The organism is Cyanobium sp. Aljojuca 7D2, assembly GCF_024346415.1.
Taxonomy (GTDB): domain Bacteria; phylum Cyanobacteriota; class Cyanobacteriia; order PCC-6307; family Cyanobiaceae; genus Cyanobium_A.
Genome location: NZ_JAGQCX010000002.1, coordinates 181,046 through 197,780 on the forward strand (window position 1 = coordinate 181,046; position 16,735 = coordinate 197,780).

General features: G+C 66.6%; 16 protein-coding genes. 9 read left to right on the forward strand and 7 right to left on the reverse strand.

Annotated elements, in window-relative coordinates; genetic code table 11:
* Positions 1-19: 19 nt before the first annotated feature.
* The 5 genes from aspS to KBY57_RS03235 all read left to right on the forward strand — a co-directional run bounded on the left by aspS (position 20) and on the right by KBY57_RS03235 (position 5,695).
* Positions 20-1,846: an aspartate--tRNA ligase gene (aspS, locus tag KBY57_RS03215; protein ID WP_254994434.1), complete on the forward strand. Its 1,827-nt coding sequence runs from the start codon at positions 20-22 to the stop codon at positions 1,844-1,846.
* Between the two features lie 77 nt (positions 1,847-1,923).
* Complete coding sequence (locus KBY57_RS03220) at positions 1,924-2,841, forward strand: RNA polymerase sigma factor, RpoD/SigA family (RefSeq protein ID WP_315859767.1); 918 nt, start codon at positions 1,924-1,926, stop codon at positions 2,839-2,841.
* Between the two features lie 45 nt (positions 2,842-2,886).
* Complete coding sequence (locus KBY57_RS03225) at positions 2,887-3,372, forward strand: Dps family protein (protein ID WP_254994436.1); 486 nt, start codon at positions 2,887-2,889, stop codon at positions 3,370-3,372.
* 56 nt (positions 3,373-3,428) lie between these two features.
* Positions 3,429-5,072 carry a CTP synthase gene (locus tag KBY57_RS03230; protein ID WP_254994437.1) on the forward strand — a complete coding sequence of 548 codons (1,644 nt, stop codon included), beginning with the start codon at positions 3,429-3,431 and terminating at the stop codon, positions 5,070-5,072.
* A complete protein-coding gene (locus KBY57_RS03235) occupies positions 5,069-5,695 on the forward strand; it encodes a 7-carboxy-7-deazaguanine synthase QueE (RefSeq protein WP_254994438.1) in 627 nt (208 codons plus the stop codon). Before KBY57_RS03230 ends, KBY57_RS03235 begins: the two co-directional genes overlap by 4 nt.
* A gap of 14 nt (positions 5,696-5,709) precedes the next feature.
* On the opposite strand, the gene KBY57_RS03240 is transcribed toward KBY57_RS03235, so the two are convergent.
* Positions 5,710-6,234, reverse strand: coding sequence for an ecotin family protein (locus KBY57_RS03240; protein ID WP_254994439.1), 525 nt, complete (start codon positions 6,232-6,234; stop codon positions 5,710-5,712).
* A 142-nt stretch (positions 6,235-6,376) separates the two neighbouring features.
* On the opposite strand from KBY57_RS03240, the gene queC reads away from it, so the two are divergent.
* Genes queC through KBY57_RS03260 form a run of 4 tightly spaced genes read left to right on the forward strand, consistent with a single transcriptional unit; the run spans position 6,377 to position 10,886 of the window.
* Positions 6,377-7,063, forward strand: a complete 687-nt coding sequence (queC, locus tag KBY57_RS03245) for a 7-cyano-7-deazaguanine synthase QueC (RefSeq protein WP_254994625.1) — start codon at positions 6,377-6,379, stop codon at positions 7,061-7,063.
* On the forward strand, positions 7,060-8,388 hold the full coding sequence (locus tag KBY57_RS03250; RefSeq protein ID WP_254994440.1) for an anthranilate synthase component I family protein: 1,329 nt from the start codon (positions 7,060-7,062) through the stop codon (positions 8,386-8,388). The genes queC and KBY57_RS03250 overlap by 4 nt, the downstream gene beginning before the upstream one ends.
* Complete coding sequence (locus KBY57_RS03255) at positions 8,385-9,284, forward strand: aminotransferase class IV (RefSeq protein WP_254994441.1); 900 nt, start codon at positions 8,385-8,387, stop codon at positions 9,282-9,284. Before KBY57_RS03250 ends, KBY57_RS03255 begins: the two co-directional genes overlap by 4 nt.
* Before the next feature lie 18 nt (positions 9,285-9,302).
* Entirely contained in the window at positions 9,303-10,886 is a 1,584-nt protein-coding gene (locus KBY57_RS03260; RefSeq protein ID WP_254994442.1) for an APC family permease, read from the forward strand.
* On the opposite strand, the gene KBY57_RS03265 is transcribed toward KBY57_RS03260, so the two are convergent.
* The 6 genes from KBY57_RS03265 to urtA form a co-directional block, all read right to left on the reverse strand.
* Positions 10,856-11,329, reverse strand: a complete 474-nt coding sequence (locus KBY57_RS03265) for a hypothetical protein (protein ID WP_254994443.1) — start codon at positions 11,327-11,329, stop codon at positions 10,856-10,858. The genes KBY57_RS03260 and KBY57_RS03265 overlap by 31 nt on opposite strands.
* 97 nt (positions 11,330-11,426) lie before the next feature.
* Positions 11,427-12,170 (reverse strand): urea ABC transporter ATP-binding subunit UrtE, encoded by a 744-nt coding sequence (gene urtE / locus KBY57_RS03270; protein WP_254994444.1) that lies wholly within the window; start codon positions 12,168-12,170, stop codon positions 11,427-11,429.
* 14 nt (positions 12,171-12,184) lie between these two features.
* Positions 12,185-12,946 (reverse strand): urea ABC transporter ATP-binding protein UrtD, encoded by a 762-nt coding sequence (gene urtD / locus KBY57_RS03275; RefSeq protein ID WP_254994445.1) that lies wholly within the window; start codon positions 12,944-12,946, stop codon positions 12,185-12,187.
* Positions 12,943-14,079 (reverse strand): urea ABC transporter permease subunit UrtC, encoded by a 1,137-nt coding sequence (urtC, locus tag KBY57_RS03280; protein WP_254994446.1) that lies wholly within the window; start codon positions 14,077-14,079, stop codon positions 12,943-12,945. The genes urtD and urtC overlap by 4 nt, the downstream gene beginning before the upstream one ends.
* 3 nt (positions 14,080-14,082) lie before the next feature.
* Positions 14,083-15,240: an ABC transporter permease subunit gene (locus KBY57_RS03285; RefSeq protein WP_254994447.1), complete on the reverse strand. Its 1,158-nt coding sequence runs from the start codon at positions 15,238-15,240 to the stop codon at positions 14,083-14,085.
* Between the two features lie 96 nt (positions 15,241-15,336).
* Positions 15,337-16,629, reverse strand: coding sequence for an urea ABC transporter substrate-binding protein (gene urtA / locus KBY57_RS03290; protein WP_409996393.1), 1,293 nt, complete (start codon positions 16,627-16,629; stop codon positions 15,337-15,339).
* Positions 16,630-16,735 lie beyond the last annotated feature (106 nt).

The window sequence follows — 16,735 nt, forward strand, 5'->3', positions numbered from 1 at the left end:
ATCCCAGACCCGATCCCAGATGCGCAGCCACGGATGCGGCGACCTGCGCCACGACGCCAGCGGCCAGGCCGTTCAGCTCTGCGGCTGGGTGGACCGCAGCCGTGACCACGGCGGTGTGATCTTCATCGACCTGCGCGACCGCAGCGGCACCGTGCAGATCACCGTCGACCCGGACAAGGGCGCTGCCATGTTCGCCGTGGCCGAGCACCTGCGCAATGAAACGGTGATCCAGGTGGAAGGCACCGTGCGGGAGCGCCCCGCCGACGCCATCAACGACAAGCTGGCCACCGGCCGCATCGAGGTGCTGGCCAGCACCATCACCGTGCTCAACGCCGTGAAGGGCAACCTGCCCTTCCCCGTGTCGGTGCACGACGAGGAGAACACCCGCGAAGAGCTGCGGCTGCGCCACCGCTATCTGGATCTGCGCCGCGAGCGCATGAACGGCAACCTGCGCCTGCGCGCCCAGACGATCCAGGCCGCCCGACGCTTCCTCGAAGACCAGGGCTTCATCGAGGTGGAAACCCCGGTGCTCACCCGCTCCACCCCCGAAGGCGCCCGCGACTATCTGGTGCCCTCCAGGGTGTGCGGCGGCGAGTGGTTCGCCCTGCCCCAGTCGCCCCAGCTGTTCAAGCAGCTGCTGATGGTGGGCGGCATCGAGCGCTATTACCAGGTGGCCCGCTGCTTCCGCGACGAAGACCTACGCGCCGATCGCCAGCCGGAATTCACCCAGCTGGACATCGAGATGAGCTTCATGGGCCAGGAGGAGATCCTGGAGCTCAACGAAGCCCTGATCGCTTCCATCTGGAAAAGCGTGAAGGGTGTGGAGCTGCCCCGCCCCTTCCCGCGCCTCACCTGGCATGACGCCATGGAGCGCTACGGCACCGACCGGCCCGACACCCGCTACGGCCTGGAGCTCACCGATGCCTCAGACATCGTGGCTGACATGGGCTTCAAGGTGTTCAGCGGTGCGGTGGCCGCTGGCGGCTCGGTGAAGTGCATCGCCGTGCCCGGCGGCAACGACGCCATCAGCAACGTGCGCATCAAGCCCGGCGGCGATGTGTTCAGCGAGGCCCAGGCGGCTGGCGCCGGCGGCCTGGCCTTCATCCGCGTGCGCGAGGGCGGCGAGATCGACACGATCGGCGCCATCAAGGACAACCTCACAGACGCGAAGAAGGCTGAACTGCTGGCCCGCACCGGCGCTGAGCCCGGCACCCTGCTGCTGTTCGGCGCCGGCGACACCGCCACGGTGAACAAGGCCCTCGATCGGGTGCGCCAGTTCCTGGCCCGCGAGCTGGGCCTGGTGAAGCCCGACCGCGACAACGACAGCTGGAACTTCCTCTGGGTGGTGGATTTCCCGATGTTTGAGTTCAACTCAGACGAGAACCGCCTCGAGGCCCTGCACCACCCCTTCTGCGCCCCCAACAGCGCCGACCTGGGCAGCGACCCCGCCGCCTGGGCCACCACCCTGCCCACGGCTCGCGCCCAGGCCTACGACCTGGTGCTCAACGGCCTGGAGCTGGGCGGCGGCTCCCTGCGCATCCACGATTCGGCCCTGCAGCGCCAGGTGCTGCAAACCATCGGCCTGCCCCTGGAGGAGGCCAACCAGCAATTCGGCTTCCTCATGGACGCCCTCGACATGGGCGCTCCGCCCCACGGCGGCCTGGCCTTCGGCGTGGACCGGATCGTGATGCTGCTGGCCGGCGAGGAGTCGATCCGCGACACCATCGCCTTCCCGAAAACCCAGCAGGCCCGCTGCCTGATGACCCAGGCTCCGGCAGGGGTGTCTGGCAAGCAGCTGGAGGAGCTGCACGTGGCCAGCACCTGGGTGGACGAGGACGCTGGCTGAAAACCAAAACAAATCAGGGGAATCAACGACTCCACTGCCCATGCGGGCAACGGTGAAGCAATCACCGACCGTTGCGGTTGCCCAACACCCCCGCCATCACCGACCTGGTGCGGCTCTATCTCCAGGACATCGGCCGGGTTGACCTGCTGAGCCAGGAGGAGGAGCTCACCCTGGCTCGCCTGGTGCAGCGGCGCGAGCGACTCCTGCAGGAGGGAGCAGAGCCCGAGCTGGGTGCAGGCGAACGGCGCCAGGCCTTGCACCGCGGCAAGCGGGCCAAGGAGCGGATGATCCAGGCCAACCTGCGGCTGGTGGTGGCGGTGGCCAAGAAGTACCAGCGTCGCGGCCTGGAGTTGCTGGATCTGGTGCAGGAAGGCACCCTCGGGCTGGAGCGGGCCGTGGAGCGCTACGACCCAACCCGGGGCTTCCGCTTCAGCACCTACGCCTACTGGTGGATACGCCAGGGGATCACCCGGGCCATCGCCAGCCAGAGCCGCACGATCCGGCTACCGGTGCACATCACCGAGAAGCTCAACCGGATCAAGCGCGCCCAGCGGGAGCTCACCGCCCGCCTCGGCCGCACCCCAACCGTAGCCGAGATCGCCCGGGATCTGGAACTCAGCGAAGCAGCGGTTCGCCAGACCCTGCTGCAGGTGCCCCGCCCCGTCTCCCTGGAAGGGCGGGTGGGCAAGGACCAGGACACGGAGTTGGGCGATCTGCTGGAGGACAGCCACAGCACACCGGAGCAGGAACTGGCCCGCGAGCAACTCCACGACGACCTCAAAGCCCTGCTGGAGGAACTGAACAGCCGTGAGGCCGAAGTGATCCGCCAGCGGTTTGGCCTGGAGGACGACACCCCCCGCACGCTCACGGAAATCGGTGAAGCCCTGCACCTGTCCCGGGAGCGGGTGCGCCAGATCGAATCACGGGCCCTGCTGAAGCTGCGTCAGCCCCAGAACCGCTGCCGGGTGAAGGATTACCTGGGCAGCCTCGACTAAACCAGCCAAACCGGGCTAAAACGAAGTCACTACGGATAAGCCGCCATGGCCAACACCGCACCCCCGATTGACATCGGCATCCCCGAACCCCAGCGCCTGCAGATCGCCGAAGGGCTGGGCCGAGTTCTGGCCGATTCCACCGTGCTCTACGCCAAGACCCACGGCTTCCACTGGAACGTCACCGGGCCGATGTTCAACACGCTGCACCTGATGTTCATGGAGCAGTACACCGAGCTCTGGATGGCCCTCGACGCCATCGCCGAGCGCATCCGCGCCCTGGGCTGCCCGGCACCTTTTGGCGGCGCCACCTACGGCCAGCTCTCCTCCATCCCCGAAACCCATGGCATCCCGGCCGCCCTGGAGATGGTGCGCGAGCTGGTGCTGGGCCATGAGGCCGTGGCCCGCACGATCCGCAGCGTGATGGTTACCGCCGACGGGGCCAACGACCAGCCCACCGCCGACCTGCTCACCCAGCGGCTGCAGATTCACGAGAAGACCGCCTGGATGCTGCGCAGCCTGCTTGAGGGTTGAGCTGGCGCAAGGGAGCCTTGGAACGCCCGGTACATTGAGGGATCGGTCTCCGGGATATGAGCAAGTTCGTCTTCGTCACCGGCGGTGTGGTGTCGAGCATCGGCAAGGGCATCGTGGCCGCGAGCCTTGGGCGGCTGCTCAAGAGCCGCGGTTACAGCGTCTCGATCCTCAAGCTCGACCCGTATCTGAACGTTGATCCGGGCACGATGAGCCCTTACCAGCACGGTGAGGTGTTCGTCACCGAGGACGGCGCCGAGACCGACCTCGACCTGGGCCACTACGAGCGCTTCACCGACACCGCCATGTCGCGCCTCAACAGCGTGACCACCGGTTCGATCTACCAGTCGGTGATCAACAAGGAGCGCCGCGGCGACTACAACGGCGGCACCGTGCAGGTGATTCCCCATATCACCGGCGAGATCCGCGAGCGCATCCAACGGGTGGCGGCCAACTCGGGTGCCGACGTGGTGATCGGGGAGATCGGCGGAACTGTAGGCGACATCGAATCGCTGCCGTTTCTGGAGGCGATTCGAGAATTTCGGGGCGATGTGGGGCGCCACGACCTGGCCTACGTGCACGTCACCCTGCTGCCCTTCATTGGCACCTCGGGCGAACTGAAAACCAAGCCCACCCAGCACTCGGTGAAGGAGCTGCGCTCGATCGGCATCCAGCCGGATGTGCTGGTGTGCCGCAGCGACCGGCCGGTGAGCGAGGAGCTGCGGCGCAAGATCGGCGGCTTCTGCGGCGTCCCCGAGCGGGCGGTAATCCAGGCCCTCGATGCCGACAGCATCTACGCCGTGCCGCTGGCCATGGAGCAGGAGGGCCTCTGCCGCGAGGTGCTCGACGTGCTGCAGCTCAGCAACGCTGAAAGTGACATGGCCCGCTGGCAGGAGCTGGTCACCAAGCTGCGGCACCCGGGCCCGGCCGTGAAGGTGGCCCTGGTGGGCAAATACGTGCAGCTCAACGACGCCTACCTCTCGGTGGTGGAGGCCCTGCGCCACGCCTGTCTGGATCGGGATGCCTCCCTCGATCTGCACTGGATCTGCGCCGAACAGATCGAAACCCAGGGCGCCGAAGCACTGCTGGCGGGCATGGATGCGGTGGTGGTGCCCGGCGGCTTTGGCAACCGCGGCGTCGACGGCAAGGTGGCCGCGATCCGCTGGGCCCGCGAGCAGCGGGTGCCGTTCCTGGGCCTGTGCCTGGGCATGCAGTGCGCCGTGATCGAGTGGGCCCGCAACCAGGCGGGCCTGGCCGATGCCACCAGCGCCGAACTGGATCCCGACACGGCCCACCCGGTGATCCACCTGCTGCCCGAGCAGCAGGACGTGGTGGACCTGGGCGGCACGATGCGGCTCGGGGTCTACCCCTGCCGCCTGGCGGCCGGCACCCTGGGCCAACGCCTCTATGGCGAGGAAGTGGTGTACGAGCGCCACCGCCATCGCTATGAGTTCAACAACGCCTACCGCAGCCTGTTTCTGGAATCGGGGTACGCCATCAGCGGCACCTCACCGGACGGCCGGCTGGTGGAGCTGATCGAGCTCAAAGACCACCCCTTCTTCACCGCCTGCCAGTACCACCCGGAATTCCTCTCCCGCCCGGGCAAGCCCCATCCGCTCTTCCGCGGCCTGATCGAAGCCGCCCAGCAGCGGCTGCCGCGGTCGCCCCAGGAAGCCCTCGCCAGCACCAACGCCGTGGCATGACGGGCACCCTGCCCGTGGTGGAAACCTTCCACTCCCTGCAGGGGGAAGGACTCCACGCCGGCCGCGGCGCCTTCTTCATCCGGCTGGGCGGGTGCAGCGTGGGCTGCAGCTGGTGCGACACCAAGCACTCCTGGCCCACAGACGTGCACCCGCAGCGAAGCCTGACGGCGCTCGCTGCCGAAACCCAGGCCGCCGCGATCGCCGGAGCCGCCTTTGTGGTGATCACCGGCGGAGAACCGCTGCACCACGATCTGGCACCCCTGTGCAACGCGCTAGCTGCCGCAGGGCTGCCGCTGCACTTGGAAACCAGTGGCGTTGATCCGCTGAGCGGCCGCTTTGCCTGGGTCACCCTCTCGCCGAAGGCCCACCGGCCGCCGCTGCCGGAGCTGCTGGCCGCCTGCGATGAGTTGAAGGTGGTGGTGCACGGGCCGGAGGATCTGGACTTCGCGGAAGCGATGGCCGCTGCGGCCCAAGCAGCGCGAGACGGCAACACCAGCCCCCAGCTCCTGCTTCAGCCAGGCTGGGACTCCGCCAACGGCCAGACCTTGGCGATCGACTACGTGCGCCAGCACCCCCAATGGCGGCTCAGCCTGCAGAGCCACAAGCTGCTGGGGCTGCGCTGATCACGACTCGCTGATCACTGCAGACTCGCCGGGCGCTCCTGGCTTTCGGCCTTCCACAGGCGCCAACGCAACTCCAAGGGCCGGGGCGCATCCACCACGATGGGACGGCTGGCGTTGTATGGCACCACAAACGGCTGGCCAGCCATCGGCACAAACGCGCTACGGCGGGACTGATCCGGCGGGCAGGCCATGCGAGTGGAGGCCAGGGACCCCACATCCGTGACTCGGTAGATCACCGGGCCACCCTTCTGGGCGGGTTTCACGGGGCGCAGCTTGCCGCCGAACACCTGGCGATTGCAATCCACCTCCGCCATCTGGCCGACGATCAGCTGCACCCGCCAATCAGCGGGGTTGGACGACATCACCGCATCCGCAGAGGGCCGCAACACCCCCGGCAGCTGGATCACCCAGCGCCGATCACCAGCAGCAGGCTTGGGGTAGCTGGAGAGATCGAGCCTGGGGATGGCGCCTGCGGGGGCCCCAACCAGCAGGAGCGTCATGCCCGTGGACAACAACGACGAGAGGCGAACCAGTCCCATCACCATGGCGGCCTTGCGGTTGCACTGCCGCCATCGTGGCGGGATTGAACGCCGCTGGCCTCAGGGAAGATGTACATCTGTACAACCTCTGTGAGCGACTCGCGAACCAGACCCTCGCCCTGGCCGTTTCGCATCCGTGACCATGCCCACTCCGCCCCTGGCCATCGCCCTGCTCTCCGGCGGTTTGGATTCCGCCACCGCCGCGGCCCTGGCGGGCGAGGCCGGCCACCGCGTGATCGGGCTCTCCTTCGATTACGGCCAACGCCACCGCCGCGAACTGGAAGCCGCCACGGAGCTGGCCGTCGCCCTGGGCCTCGAGGAACACCACACCATCGCCGTCAACCTGGCGGCCTGGGGCGGCTCTTCCCTCACGGATGGAGCCCTGGCCATCCCCATCGATGGCGTCGAGGCAGGTGTGATTCCCAGCACCTACGTGCCGGGCCGCAACACCGTATTCATCGCCCTGGGGCTGAGCCTGGCTGAAGCCCGCGGCGCCGAGCGGCTGGTGTTGGGAGTAAACGCCGTCGACTACTCCGGCTATCCCGACTGCCGCCCCGACTACCTGACCGCCTTCCAGACCCTGGCCAACCTGGCCAGCAAGGCCGGACGCGAAGGCCACGGCGCCCAACTCTGGGCGCCGCTGGTGAGCTGGAGCAAGACGCGCATCGTGCAGGAAGCCCTGCGGCTGGGGGTGCCGATTGCGACCACCTGGAGCTGCTACGCCGGCGGGGAGCAACCCTGCGGCTTGTGCGACAGCTGCCGCATCCGCGATGCCGCCCTGATCGAAGCCGGACGACCCGACCTGGCCAGCCACCCGACGGCCCCATGAGCCAGCGCCACCCCCTGTCCTGGCGGGAGCCCTGGCCGCTGGTGCAGGCCCTGGCCGCGGCGCTGGGCAGCGAAGGGCTGGTGTGGCTCGATGGCGATGGCAGCCCCCAGGGCCGCTGCAGCCGCCTGGGCCTGGCACCACTGGAGCAACGGGTGTGCCGAGGGTTACCGGGCCAGACGGGAGCTGAGGATCCTTTTGCCGAGTTGGCCGCCCTGGCCGAGGGCGGCGGCCACTGGATGGGCTGGCTGAGCTACGAAGCGGGGGCCTGGGTGGAACCGGCCTCCCACTGGCATCACCCCGACACGGCCCTGCTCTGGGCCGCTCGCCACGACCCGGTGCTGGTGATCGACCACGAGGCCCGGGAGCAGTGGCTCGAAGGCGAAGATCCAGCCCGGCTGACCGCCTTTGCGGCGCTGCTGGCTGGCCTGGATCTGGACGGGGCAGGCACCCACACCCCGGCAGGCCCGCCACTGGCAGCCATCCCCCCGACGGCCTGGCACTGGCACACCCCACCCGAACGGTTCGCCGAGCAGGTGGCGCAGATCCTCAGCTGGATCGCCGCCGGCGATCTCTTTCAGGCCAACCTCACCGCCTGCTGCGAACACCAGCTGGAGGGCGCCGCCGATCCCCTGGTGCTCTACGACCGCCTGCGCCGCGCCTGCGCCGCACCCTTCGGCGGCCTGGCGATCGCTGGTGCCGCTGCGGCCGGAGAAGCGGTGCTGTCGGCTTCGCCCGAGCGCTTTCTGCGGGTGGATGGGGCCGGGCTGGTGGAAACCCGGCCGATCAAGGGCACCCGGCCGCGCCACCGCGACCCCGACGCCGACGCCGATGCCGCCGCCGACCTGGTCTGCAGCCCCAAGGACCGGGCCGAAAACGTGATGATCGTCGATCTGCTGCGCAACGATCTGGGCCGGGTGTGCACGCCGGGATCGATCCAGGTGCCGCAGCTGGTGGGTCTGGAGAGCTACCGCCAGGTGCACCACCTCACCTCCGTGGTGCAGGGCCAGCTGCGGCCCGGGCTCACCGCGATCGATCTGCTGCGGGCCTGCTGGCCCGGGGGCTCGATCACCGGCGCCCCCAAGATCCGCGCCTGTGAGCGGCTGCATGGCCTTGAGCCGGTGCCCCGCGGGCCCTACTGCGGCTCCCTCTTCCGGTTGGGGAGCGATGGCAGCTTCGACAGCAGCATCCTGATCCGCTCACTGCTGCTGCGCGGCCAGCGGCTGCGGGCCCATGCCGGCTGCGGCATCGTGGCCGACTCCGATCCTGGCGGGGAAGCCGAAGAGCTGGGTTGGAAGCTGCAACCGCTGCTGGAGGCCCTGGCGTGAGCAGTCCAGCTGCGGCCATCGCCTGGCTGGCCGACCCCTCGGGGCCAGGGTGCTGGGGCCCGCCGGAAGATCTGGCGCTGCCGATCAGCGATCGGGGCCTGCTGCTGGCCGATGGCGTGTTTGAAACGCTGCTGGTGGAGGGGGGCCGCGCCTGGCTGCTGGAGGAGCACCTCGATCGCTGGCAGCGCTCCGCTGCCCTGCTGGCCCTGCCGCCCCCACCGGGCGTGGCGATCGTGCAACCCCTGATCACAGAAGCCAGCCAGCGCAGTGGCATCAGCAGTGGCATCAGCAGTGGCGCCCTGCGGCTCAACTGGAGTCGGGGCTCAGGGAGAAACTCAGGCTGCGGGGCAGGGAGCCGCGGGATTGCCATTCCTAGTGCGTGCACCCCGGGCTTCTGGCTGCAGCTCAGTGCCATCGAGCTGTGTTTTGAGCCGGTGCGGGTGATCGTCAGCCCCACCGAAGAGCGCAGCGCCACCAGCCTGCTGAGCCGTTGCAAGAGCTTCGCCTACGGGCCCTCGATCCAGGCCCGCCGCCAGGCCCGAGAGGCCGGCGCCGATGACGCCCTGCTGCGCAGCTCCGCTGGCGGGCTCTGCTGCGGCACCACCGCCAACCTGCTGCTGCGCCGCAACGGCAGCTGGGTCACGCCGCCGCTGAGCCATGGCTGCCTGCCGGGCGTCATGCGGCAGCAGGCCCTCGATCGCGGCCTGCTGGTGGAGCAGCCGATCCAGGAGCAGGATCTGACCCACTGCGAAGCGGCCTGGTTGATCAACAGCCTGGGCTGCCGGCCGATCAGCCACCTGGATGGCATCCCCCTGGCCGATGGGGATGCTGGCGGCAGCCTTGGCGCCGAGGCCGAGACGTTCTGGCGCCAACTGCTCCTGCCGAGGCGAGGATGATCATTGGATGAACCGTTGATGACCAGCTCCGGACTCTCCCGCCAGCTGGGCCTGCGCAGCCTCACCCTGGCCGTGGTCACCAGCACCATCGGCTCGGGCTGGCTGTTTGCCCCCTTCTATGCCGCCCGCAGTGCAGGGCCGGCCTCCCTCGGCGCCTGGCTGCTGGGCGGCGTGCTCGCCTTCAGCCTGGCCCTGGTGTTTGCCGAACTGGGCTCCCTGGTGAGCAGTTCAGGAGCCCTGGCCCAGATCCCCCTGCTCAGCCACGGCCGCACCGCTGGCTTCATCGGCGGCTGGAGCGCCTGGATCGCCTACCTGGCCCTACCCACCATCGAGGTGCTGGCGGTGTTGCAATACCTGGCCAGCAGCTTTCCCTGGCTCACCGTGGCGGCCACCACCAGCCAGAGCGGGGCCGGCCAGGTGCTGAGCGCCCCAGGGCTGGGCCTGGCCACGGCCCTGCTGGTGGTGCTGGCCTGGATCAACCTGGCGGGCGTGGGCTGGTTGGCCCGCTGGATCGATGGGCTCACGGCCTGGAAGCTGGCCATCCCCCTGTTGATCTCGATCACCCTGATGCTGGCCTCGGGCCATTGGGGCAACCTGCGCGCCATCCCCCAGGCCCCCGCCCAGACCCTGCAAGGCATGGTCACGGCGATCAGCAGCGGCGGCATCCTGTTTTCCCTGCTGGGATTCCGCACCGCCATGGATCTGGCAGGCGAGGCCCGCCGGCCCCAGCGCACCGTGCCCCTGGCGATGGCCCTCGGCCTGGGCATGTCCCTGGCCGTCTACGTGATCCTGCAGTTGGCCTTCCTGGTGTCCGTTCCCCCCGACCAGCTCGCTGGCGGCTGGGGCAGGCTGCAACTCAGCGCCCATGGCGGACCGCTGGTTGCTCTGGCCATGGGCCTGGGCCTCGGCTGGGTGGCGAGGCTGCTGCTGCTCGATGCGGTGATCTCCCCCAGCGCCACGGCCATGGCCTACATGGGCGCCTCGGCCCGGGTGGGCTGGATGATGGGACGCTGTGGGCTGCTACCGGGCAGCCTCGGCCGGCTCAACCGCCAGGCGGTGCCTTCGGTGGCGCTCCTCGTGAGTTTGGCCATGGGGGTGCTGATGCTGCTCAGCGGCCCCAGCTGGCAAACCGTGGTGAGCTTCCTGACGGCCACCTTGGTGATCGCTCTGGCCATGGGCCCGGTGAGCCTGATCGCCTTGCGAAAGCAGCTGCCCCAGGCCCACCGCGCCTACCGCCTGCCCGGTGCCCGCCTGTGGTGCCCCGCCGCCTTCGTGCTGGCCACCTGGGCGATCAGCTGGTGCGGCAGCAGCGCCCTGCGCGGCGCCAGCCTGATCGTGCTGGTGCCGGCGGGCCTGTTTGCCCTGGCTGATCGGCAGCAACTGCGCCAAGGCCTGTGGTGGTTTCTCTACCTGGGCGGCATCGTGGCCATCACCGCCATCGAGCTGGGCCTGATGACCCAGCTCAGCGTGTTGGCGGCCTGGGCCCTGGTGGTGTTTCCCATCGCCACCGGTTCACGGCTGGCGCAGGCCCACCCAGGGGCCCAGGTTGAGCCCACTCAGTTGCAACCCGATCAGTTGCAACCCATCGTCGAGATGCGATAGGTGAACCCGGTGGCAGCCTGATCGGCACTGGCCCCGATCTTGAAGTTGAGCTGGCTCACGGTCTTGCCGGGGATCGCCGGGAACGGGCCCCACATGCGGCCCGTGCCCACCTGAGGAGCAAACGACTCGTTGATCACCTGCAGGCTGGAGCCATCAGTGAACTTCAGGTATCCCTGAATCGGATAGGTGGCACTCACCGAAGAATTGGCGGTGAAGAAGAACTTGTAGCTGCCGTAGAGCTGGGTGACGAAGAAATCGGTGTTCCAGTTGGGGCGGCCAAAGGGATTGCCTGGACCGATCGTCTTGGTGATGATGTTGGTGACGCCATCGCCACCAACGGGGGCCAGGAACTGACAGGTCTGCGCCTGGGCCGGCAAGGAGCCCGCCAGGAGACCTGTGCTGCAGAGACCTGCGGCGGCGGCGGCAACAAAAGAAGAGCGCATCAACAATTCAAAGCGTGAACTTGAGGCCCAGTCCTAGCCAGGGAGCAGGGACTCGACAACCAACCCGTCACCAGGCCCAATCACCAGACCCAAAGCTTCAAACACTCAGGAAGCGCTGGATCATCTCCTTGCTGAGGTCGGCGGTGGAGCCACTGGCCACGATGCCCCCCTTCTGCATGGCGTAATACCAATCGGCCTGGCGCACGAAGCTGGCGTGGTGCTCCACCAGCAACACGGAAATCCCCGTCTCGCGAATAATCCGGGCCACGGCGCGCTGAATGTCGAGCACCACGGAGGGCTGGATGCCTTCGGTGGGCTCATCGAGCAGCAAGAGGCGGGGCTTGCCCAAGAGGGCGCGGGCAATCGCCAGCTGCTGCTGCTGGCCGCCGGAGAGGTCGCCACCGCGGCGGGCCAAAAACGTTTCCAACACGGGAAACAGCTCAAACACCAGCGGATCGATGTGGCGATGGCGCGCCATCCCCCCCGGTAGAGCTTCCAAGCCCAGCAACAGGTTTTCGCGCACGGTGAGCTGGGGAATGATCTCCCGCCCCTGGGGCACGTAGCCGATGCCGGCCCGGGCCCGGCGATGGGGCGGCATGCCGCCGCAGGCGCTGCCGGCCAGGTCGATGCGCCCGCTGCGCTGGGGCACCAGACCGATGATCGACTTGAGCAGGGTGGTTTTGCCGACACCATTGAGGCCGATCAGGCAGGCCATCTGACCCGGCGCGATCGAGAGGTCGACGTTGCGGAGGATATGGCTCTCCCCGTAGTAAACGTTCAGCCCGCGCACGCTCAGCAGGTGGCCGGCCTCGTCCTGGGGGGGATGGGATGGAGAGGTCATGGTGGGGGAAGAGATCATGCGTCGTCCTCGACGCCGAGGTACACCTCGATCACGCGGGGATCGCTCTGCACCGCATCCATCGGGCCTTCGCACAGCACGTGGCCCTCATGGAGCACGGTGACCGGGCAATCGAGCTCGCGGATGAAGTCCATGTCGTGCTCAATCACCAGCACGGTGTGGTCACCGGCCAGACTGCGCAGCAGAGCCCCGGTGCGCTCGGTTTCCTCCTCGGACAAGCCAGCGACGGGCTCATCCACCAGCAGCACGTAGGGATCCTGGGCCAGCAACATGGCGATCTCAAGCCACTGCTTCTGGCCGTGGGACAAGCTGCCAGCCCGCTGGGAGGCATGGGCCTCCAGACCCACCACCGCCAGCAACTGCTGCACCCGATCGCGTTGGCGGCTGTCCAGGCGGCCGAACAACAGGCTGAAGGGGGCGTGGCTGCCCTTCACCGCCAGCTCGAGATTGCGCCGAGGGGTGAGGTTTTGATACACCCGCGGCGTTTGAAACTTGCGGCCGATGCCGAGCCGGGCGATGCGGTGCTCAGCAATCCCCAGCAGCGAACGCCCTCGAAACACCACATCCCCTTTGGTGGGGCGCACCTTGCCGGTGATCACATCGAGGAAGGTGGTTTTGCCAGCACCGTTGGGGCCTATCACAGCCCGCAACTCACCGGGAGCCAGCGACAGATTGAGGTCATTGAGCGCCCAGAAGCCATCGAAGCTGACGCTCACCTGGCGCAGTTCGAGCACTGGGGTGGAAGCGGACACGGTCATGGAGCACCTCCGGGAGTGGAGCCAAGGGCCTCGCGTTCGGCCTGCACGGCGGGATCGAGATCCAGGCCGGGATAGGTGGGTGCCAGTGGCGGCCAGCCCACCATCGCCTGGATCTGACGGGGGCCGCCCTGGCGCCACCAGCCAACCAGACCATCGGGCAGGGCCGTGACCACCAACAGGAACAGACCGCCCTGGATGAACAGCCAGGTTTCCGGCAGCTGCTCACTCACCAGGCTCTTGGCGTAGTTGATCAGCACGGCGCCGAGCACCGCACCGATCAGGGTGCCGCGGCCACCGACCGCCACCCAGATCACCATCTCGATCGAGAAGGGCACTGCCATGTATTGGGGCGAAACGATGCCCGACTGCACGGTGTAGAGCGCACCGCTGACGCCAGCCATGGCACCGGCGATGGCGAACACCAGGGTCTTATAGGCGGTGGGGTTGTAGCCGGTGAAACGCAGCCGCGGTTCGTCGTCGCGGATGGCGATCAGGGCATCGCCGAAGCGACCGCGGGTGAGCCAGCGGCACAGCGCCCAGGCCGCCACCACCAGCACCAAGGTGAGCCAGAAGAGGTTGCGCTGCATGGCGTCGCTGCCCACCAGCTCCCCGAAAATCCGGGCCGTATCCGTTTTGAGCCCATTGGTGCCATTGATCAACTTCTGCTGGCCGTTGAAGAAGTTGAAAAACACCAGCAAAGCAGCCTGGGTGAGGATTGAGAAGTAGACCCCCTTGATGCGGTTGCGAAACACCAGGTAGCCGAGCACCCCTGCCACCAGGGCCGGCAGCACCCAGATGCATAAACCGGTAAATAGCGGCGAATGGAAGGGTTGCCAGAAAGCCGGCAGGGCCTTCACCCCATACAGGCCAAAGAACTCCGGCAATTCACCGGGTGGCAAAGCAAGCAGCTGCAGGTGCATGCCAACGGCATAACCACCGAGGGCAAAGAAAATGCCTTGCCCCAGGCTCAGCATCCCCGTGAAGCCCCAGATCAAATCGATCCCCAGGGCCACAATCCCCAAGGATAGGAAGCGGCCCAGAAGATTGAGCCGGAACGGCGGCAGGATCGCCGGAAGAATCAGGCCGGCTGCCACAAGCAACAGCCAGGGCAGCCAGGTGGGCCTCTTCGCCATGGCTCAGGCCTCCACCATGCGGCCCTTCTGCGGAAACAGACCGGCCGGCCTGAACTGCAGGAACACCACAACCAAAGCGAACACGAGCACCTTGGCCATCGAGGTGGTGGCGAAGAAGGTGATCAGCTCATTGAGGCCAGCCGGCATGGCGGGCCACACCAGCAACAGAGAACCCGAACCGATCACATAGCTGAGCACGCCGATGCCCAGGGCGGCCACCACGGTGCCGAGGAGTTTGCCGACCCCGCCGAGCACCACCACCATGAAACAGTCGACGATGTAATTGCCGCCCAGGTTGGGGCCTACCGAACCCAGAAGGGTTACCGCCACTCCAGCCACTCCGGCCAAACCGGATCCCACCAGAAAAGTGAGCGCGTCAACGGTTTCGGTGGGGATCCCCAGGCAGTCGCTCATCGAGCGGTTTTGGGTGACGGCGCGAATGCGAATCCCCCAGACACTCTTCTGCAGAAACCAATGCACGGCCACCAGGGCCAGGGCCGTGAGGGCAATGATGAACAGCCGGGCCGTGGGCATGTTGACGGCACCGAGATCGACCGAGCCCCGCAACCAAACCGGTGCGGTGACATCAATGTTGCGAGCACTGAACCAGGGCTGATCCAACACCCGCACGCCACCCAGACCAGAGGCCAGGGCAATGCCAACCAGGCCGGCGATCACCCAGGTGGCCACCCTGAGCACGGGCGCCCAGCGGCGCTGCCCCAAGGGCCTGGGCAACAGCCGCGGCCCCACCAAGCCCAAAGCAACGGCCACCACCAGGCCAACCACAAAGGCACTGCTGACCGAGCGCACGAACTGCTGCAGGATCAGACTCACGCCCCAGGTGGCCAGCAAGGTTTCGAGAGGCCGGCCATAGAGCCGGCGAATCACCGTTTTCTCCAGCAGCAAACCGGCCAGGCCACTCACCAGAAAGGCCAGCGGAATCGCCACCAGGATGTAAAGCGGGAACAGCCCTTCAAGAGGGCCATTTTTGAAAAGATTTTGCACCACAAACGTGGTGTAAGCGCCCAGCATCATCAACTCGCCGTGGGCCATGTTGATGACACCCATCAAGCCGAAGACCACGGCCAGTCCCAGGGCCGCCAACACCAGCACGGAGCCGATGGCCAGGCCGTTGAAGAGTGTGTCGTAAAGAAGATCCATGGCGCCCAGTAGGGCTCAGCAAAGGGAAATAACAGGAAATAAAAGAGGGGGAGACAATGCTCCCCCCGGTCATGATGCAAGTAGCAAGCCCAAGGCTCACATCTTGAACTTGCCGGCGTCGGGACGATTCTGGGTCCAGTCACAGGTGTAGCCCTTGGTTTCGGGCACGTACTGGTTCCAGGCCACAGGCTTCACGAAGCCTTTGTTCTCGAGGATCTTGAACATGCCATCCTTCTGCACCTCACCGATCAGCACGAGCTTCTCGACGTGGTGGTTGGGCTGCACGGTCACCTTGCCCTCTGGAGCATCGAAGCTCACCCCAATCAGGGCTTCGCGCACCTTGTTGTCATCCACGCTGTTGGCCTTCTCAGCAGCAGCAGCCCAGAGGTACACCATCATGTAGGCGGCTTCAGCTGGGTCGTTCGTGACCCGGTTGTCGCCGTACTTGGCCTTGAAGTTTTTGGTGAACTCCTTGGAGGCCGGGGTGTCGAGGCTCTGGAAGTAGTTCCAGGCCGCATAGGTGCCTTCGAGATATTCAGGACCAATGGCGGCGATCTCCTCTTCGGCGATCGAGAAGCTCATGATCGAGTAGCCATTGGCGGGGGTGATCCCAGCGGCCTTCATCTGTTTAAAGAAGGCCACATTGCTGTCGCCGTTGAGGGTGTTAACGATCACACCGCCCTTGGGCAAGGCCTGCTTGATCTTGGCAATGATCGGAGCCACTTCCGTGTTACCGAGGGGCAAGTAGTCCTCGCCCACCACCTTGCCACCGTTGGCCTTGAGCTGCTCCTTCATGATGGTGTTAGCGGTACGTGGATACACGTAATCCGAGCCCACCAGGAAGAAGTCTTTGCCCTTGTTCTGCAGCAGCCAGTCCACTGCAGGCTCAGCCTGCTGGTTGGGGGAGGCACCGCTGTAGAAGATGTTCTTGGAGCACTCCTGACCCTCGTACTGAATCGGGTAGAAGAGGAAGTGGTCCTTGGCTTCGAAGACCGGCAGCATCGCCTTGCGGCTGGCGGAGGTCCAGCCACCGAAGACGACGGCCACCTGATCCTGATCGATCAGCTTCTTAGCTTTCTCAGCAAAGGTAGGCCAATCGGAAGCACCGTCTTCCTCAACCGGAACGATCTTGAGCTTCTTGCCATCGACCAACACGCCACCCTTGGCGTTGATCTCATCGATGGCCATCAACTCGGCTTCGGCCACCGTGTTTTCGGAGATGGCCATGGTGCCGGAGCGGGAGTGAAGGATGCCCACCTTCACTTCGCCGTCAAAGTCCCCGGAGGCCTGCTCACCGCCACCGCAGGCCACCAGCGACAGGCTGGCCGCCACCGCCGTGGCACCGGCGACATAACGGAAGGCCGCCTTGCGCATGAGGGAAGGATGCATAAAAACTCCTACGAGAAAACCGCTGAATGTGCCGCTGCTGTTCAGCGGTGCATTGGAACGTATCCAGCCGAACGGGTTGCGCTGTGTAGCGGTTGCAACGATTCCT

What these genes read in the sequence shown, in the direction of transcription:
- aspS (WP_254994434.1), top strand. Translation starts at nt 20, where the DNA reads ATGCGCAGCCACGGATGCGGCGACCTGCGCCACGACGCCAGCGGCCAG.
- KBY57_RS03225 (WP_254994436.1), top strand. Translation starts at nt 2,887, where the DNA reads ATGGCCAACACCGCACCCCCGATTGACATCGGCATCCCCGAACCCCAG.
- KBY57_RS03230 (WP_254994437.1), top strand. Translation starts at nt 3,429, where the DNA reads ATGAGCAAGTTCGTCTTCGTCACCGGCGGTGTGGTGTCGAGCATCGGC.
- KBY57_RS03235 (WP_254994438.1), top strand. Translation starts at nt 5,069, where the DNA reads ATGACGGGCACCCTGCCCGTGGTGGAAACCTTCCACTCCCTGCAGGGG.
- KBY57_RS03240 (WP_254994439.1), bottom strand. Translation starts at nt 6,234, where the DNA reads ATGGGACTGGTTCGCCTCTCGTCGTTGTTGTCCACGGGCATGACGCTC.
- queC (WP_254994625.1), top strand. Translation starts at nt 6,377, where the DNA reads ATGCCCACTCCGCCCCTGGCCATCGCCCTGCTCTCCGGCGGTTTGGAT.
- KBY57_RS03250 (WP_254994440.1), top strand. Translation starts at nt 7,060, where the DNA reads ATGAGCCAGCGCCACCCCCTGTCCTGGCGGGAGCCCTGGCCGCTGGTG.
- KBY57_RS03260 (WP_254994442.1), top strand. Translation starts at nt 9,303, where the DNA reads ATGACCAGCTCCGGACTCTCCCGCCAGCTGGGCCTGCGCAGCCTCACC.
- KBY57_RS03265 (WP_254994443.1), bottom strand. Translation starts at nt 11,329, where the DNA reads ATGCGCTCTTCTTTTGTTGCCGCCGCCGCCGCAGGTCTCTGCAGCACA.
- urtE (WP_254994444.1), bottom strand. Translation starts at nt 12,170, where the DNA reads ATGACCTCTCCATCCCATCCCCCCCAGGACGAGGCCGGCCACCTGCTG.
- urtD (WP_254994445.1), bottom strand. Translation starts at nt 12,946, where the DNA reads ATGACCGTGTCCGCTTCCACCCCAGTGCTCGAACTGCGCCAGGTGAGC.
- urtC (WP_254994446.1), bottom strand. Translation starts at nt 14,079, where the DNA reads ATGGCGAAGAGGCCCACCTGGCTGCCCTGGCTGTTGCTTGTGGCAGCC.
- KBY57_RS03285 (WP_254994447.1), bottom strand. Translation starts at nt 15,240, where the DNA reads ATGGATCTTCTTTACGACACACTCTTCAACGGCCTGGCCATCGGCTCC.
- urtA (WP_409996393.1), bottom strand. Translation starts at nt 16,629, where the DNA reads ATGCATCCTTCCCTCATGCGCAAGGCGGCCTTCCGTTATGTCGCCGGT.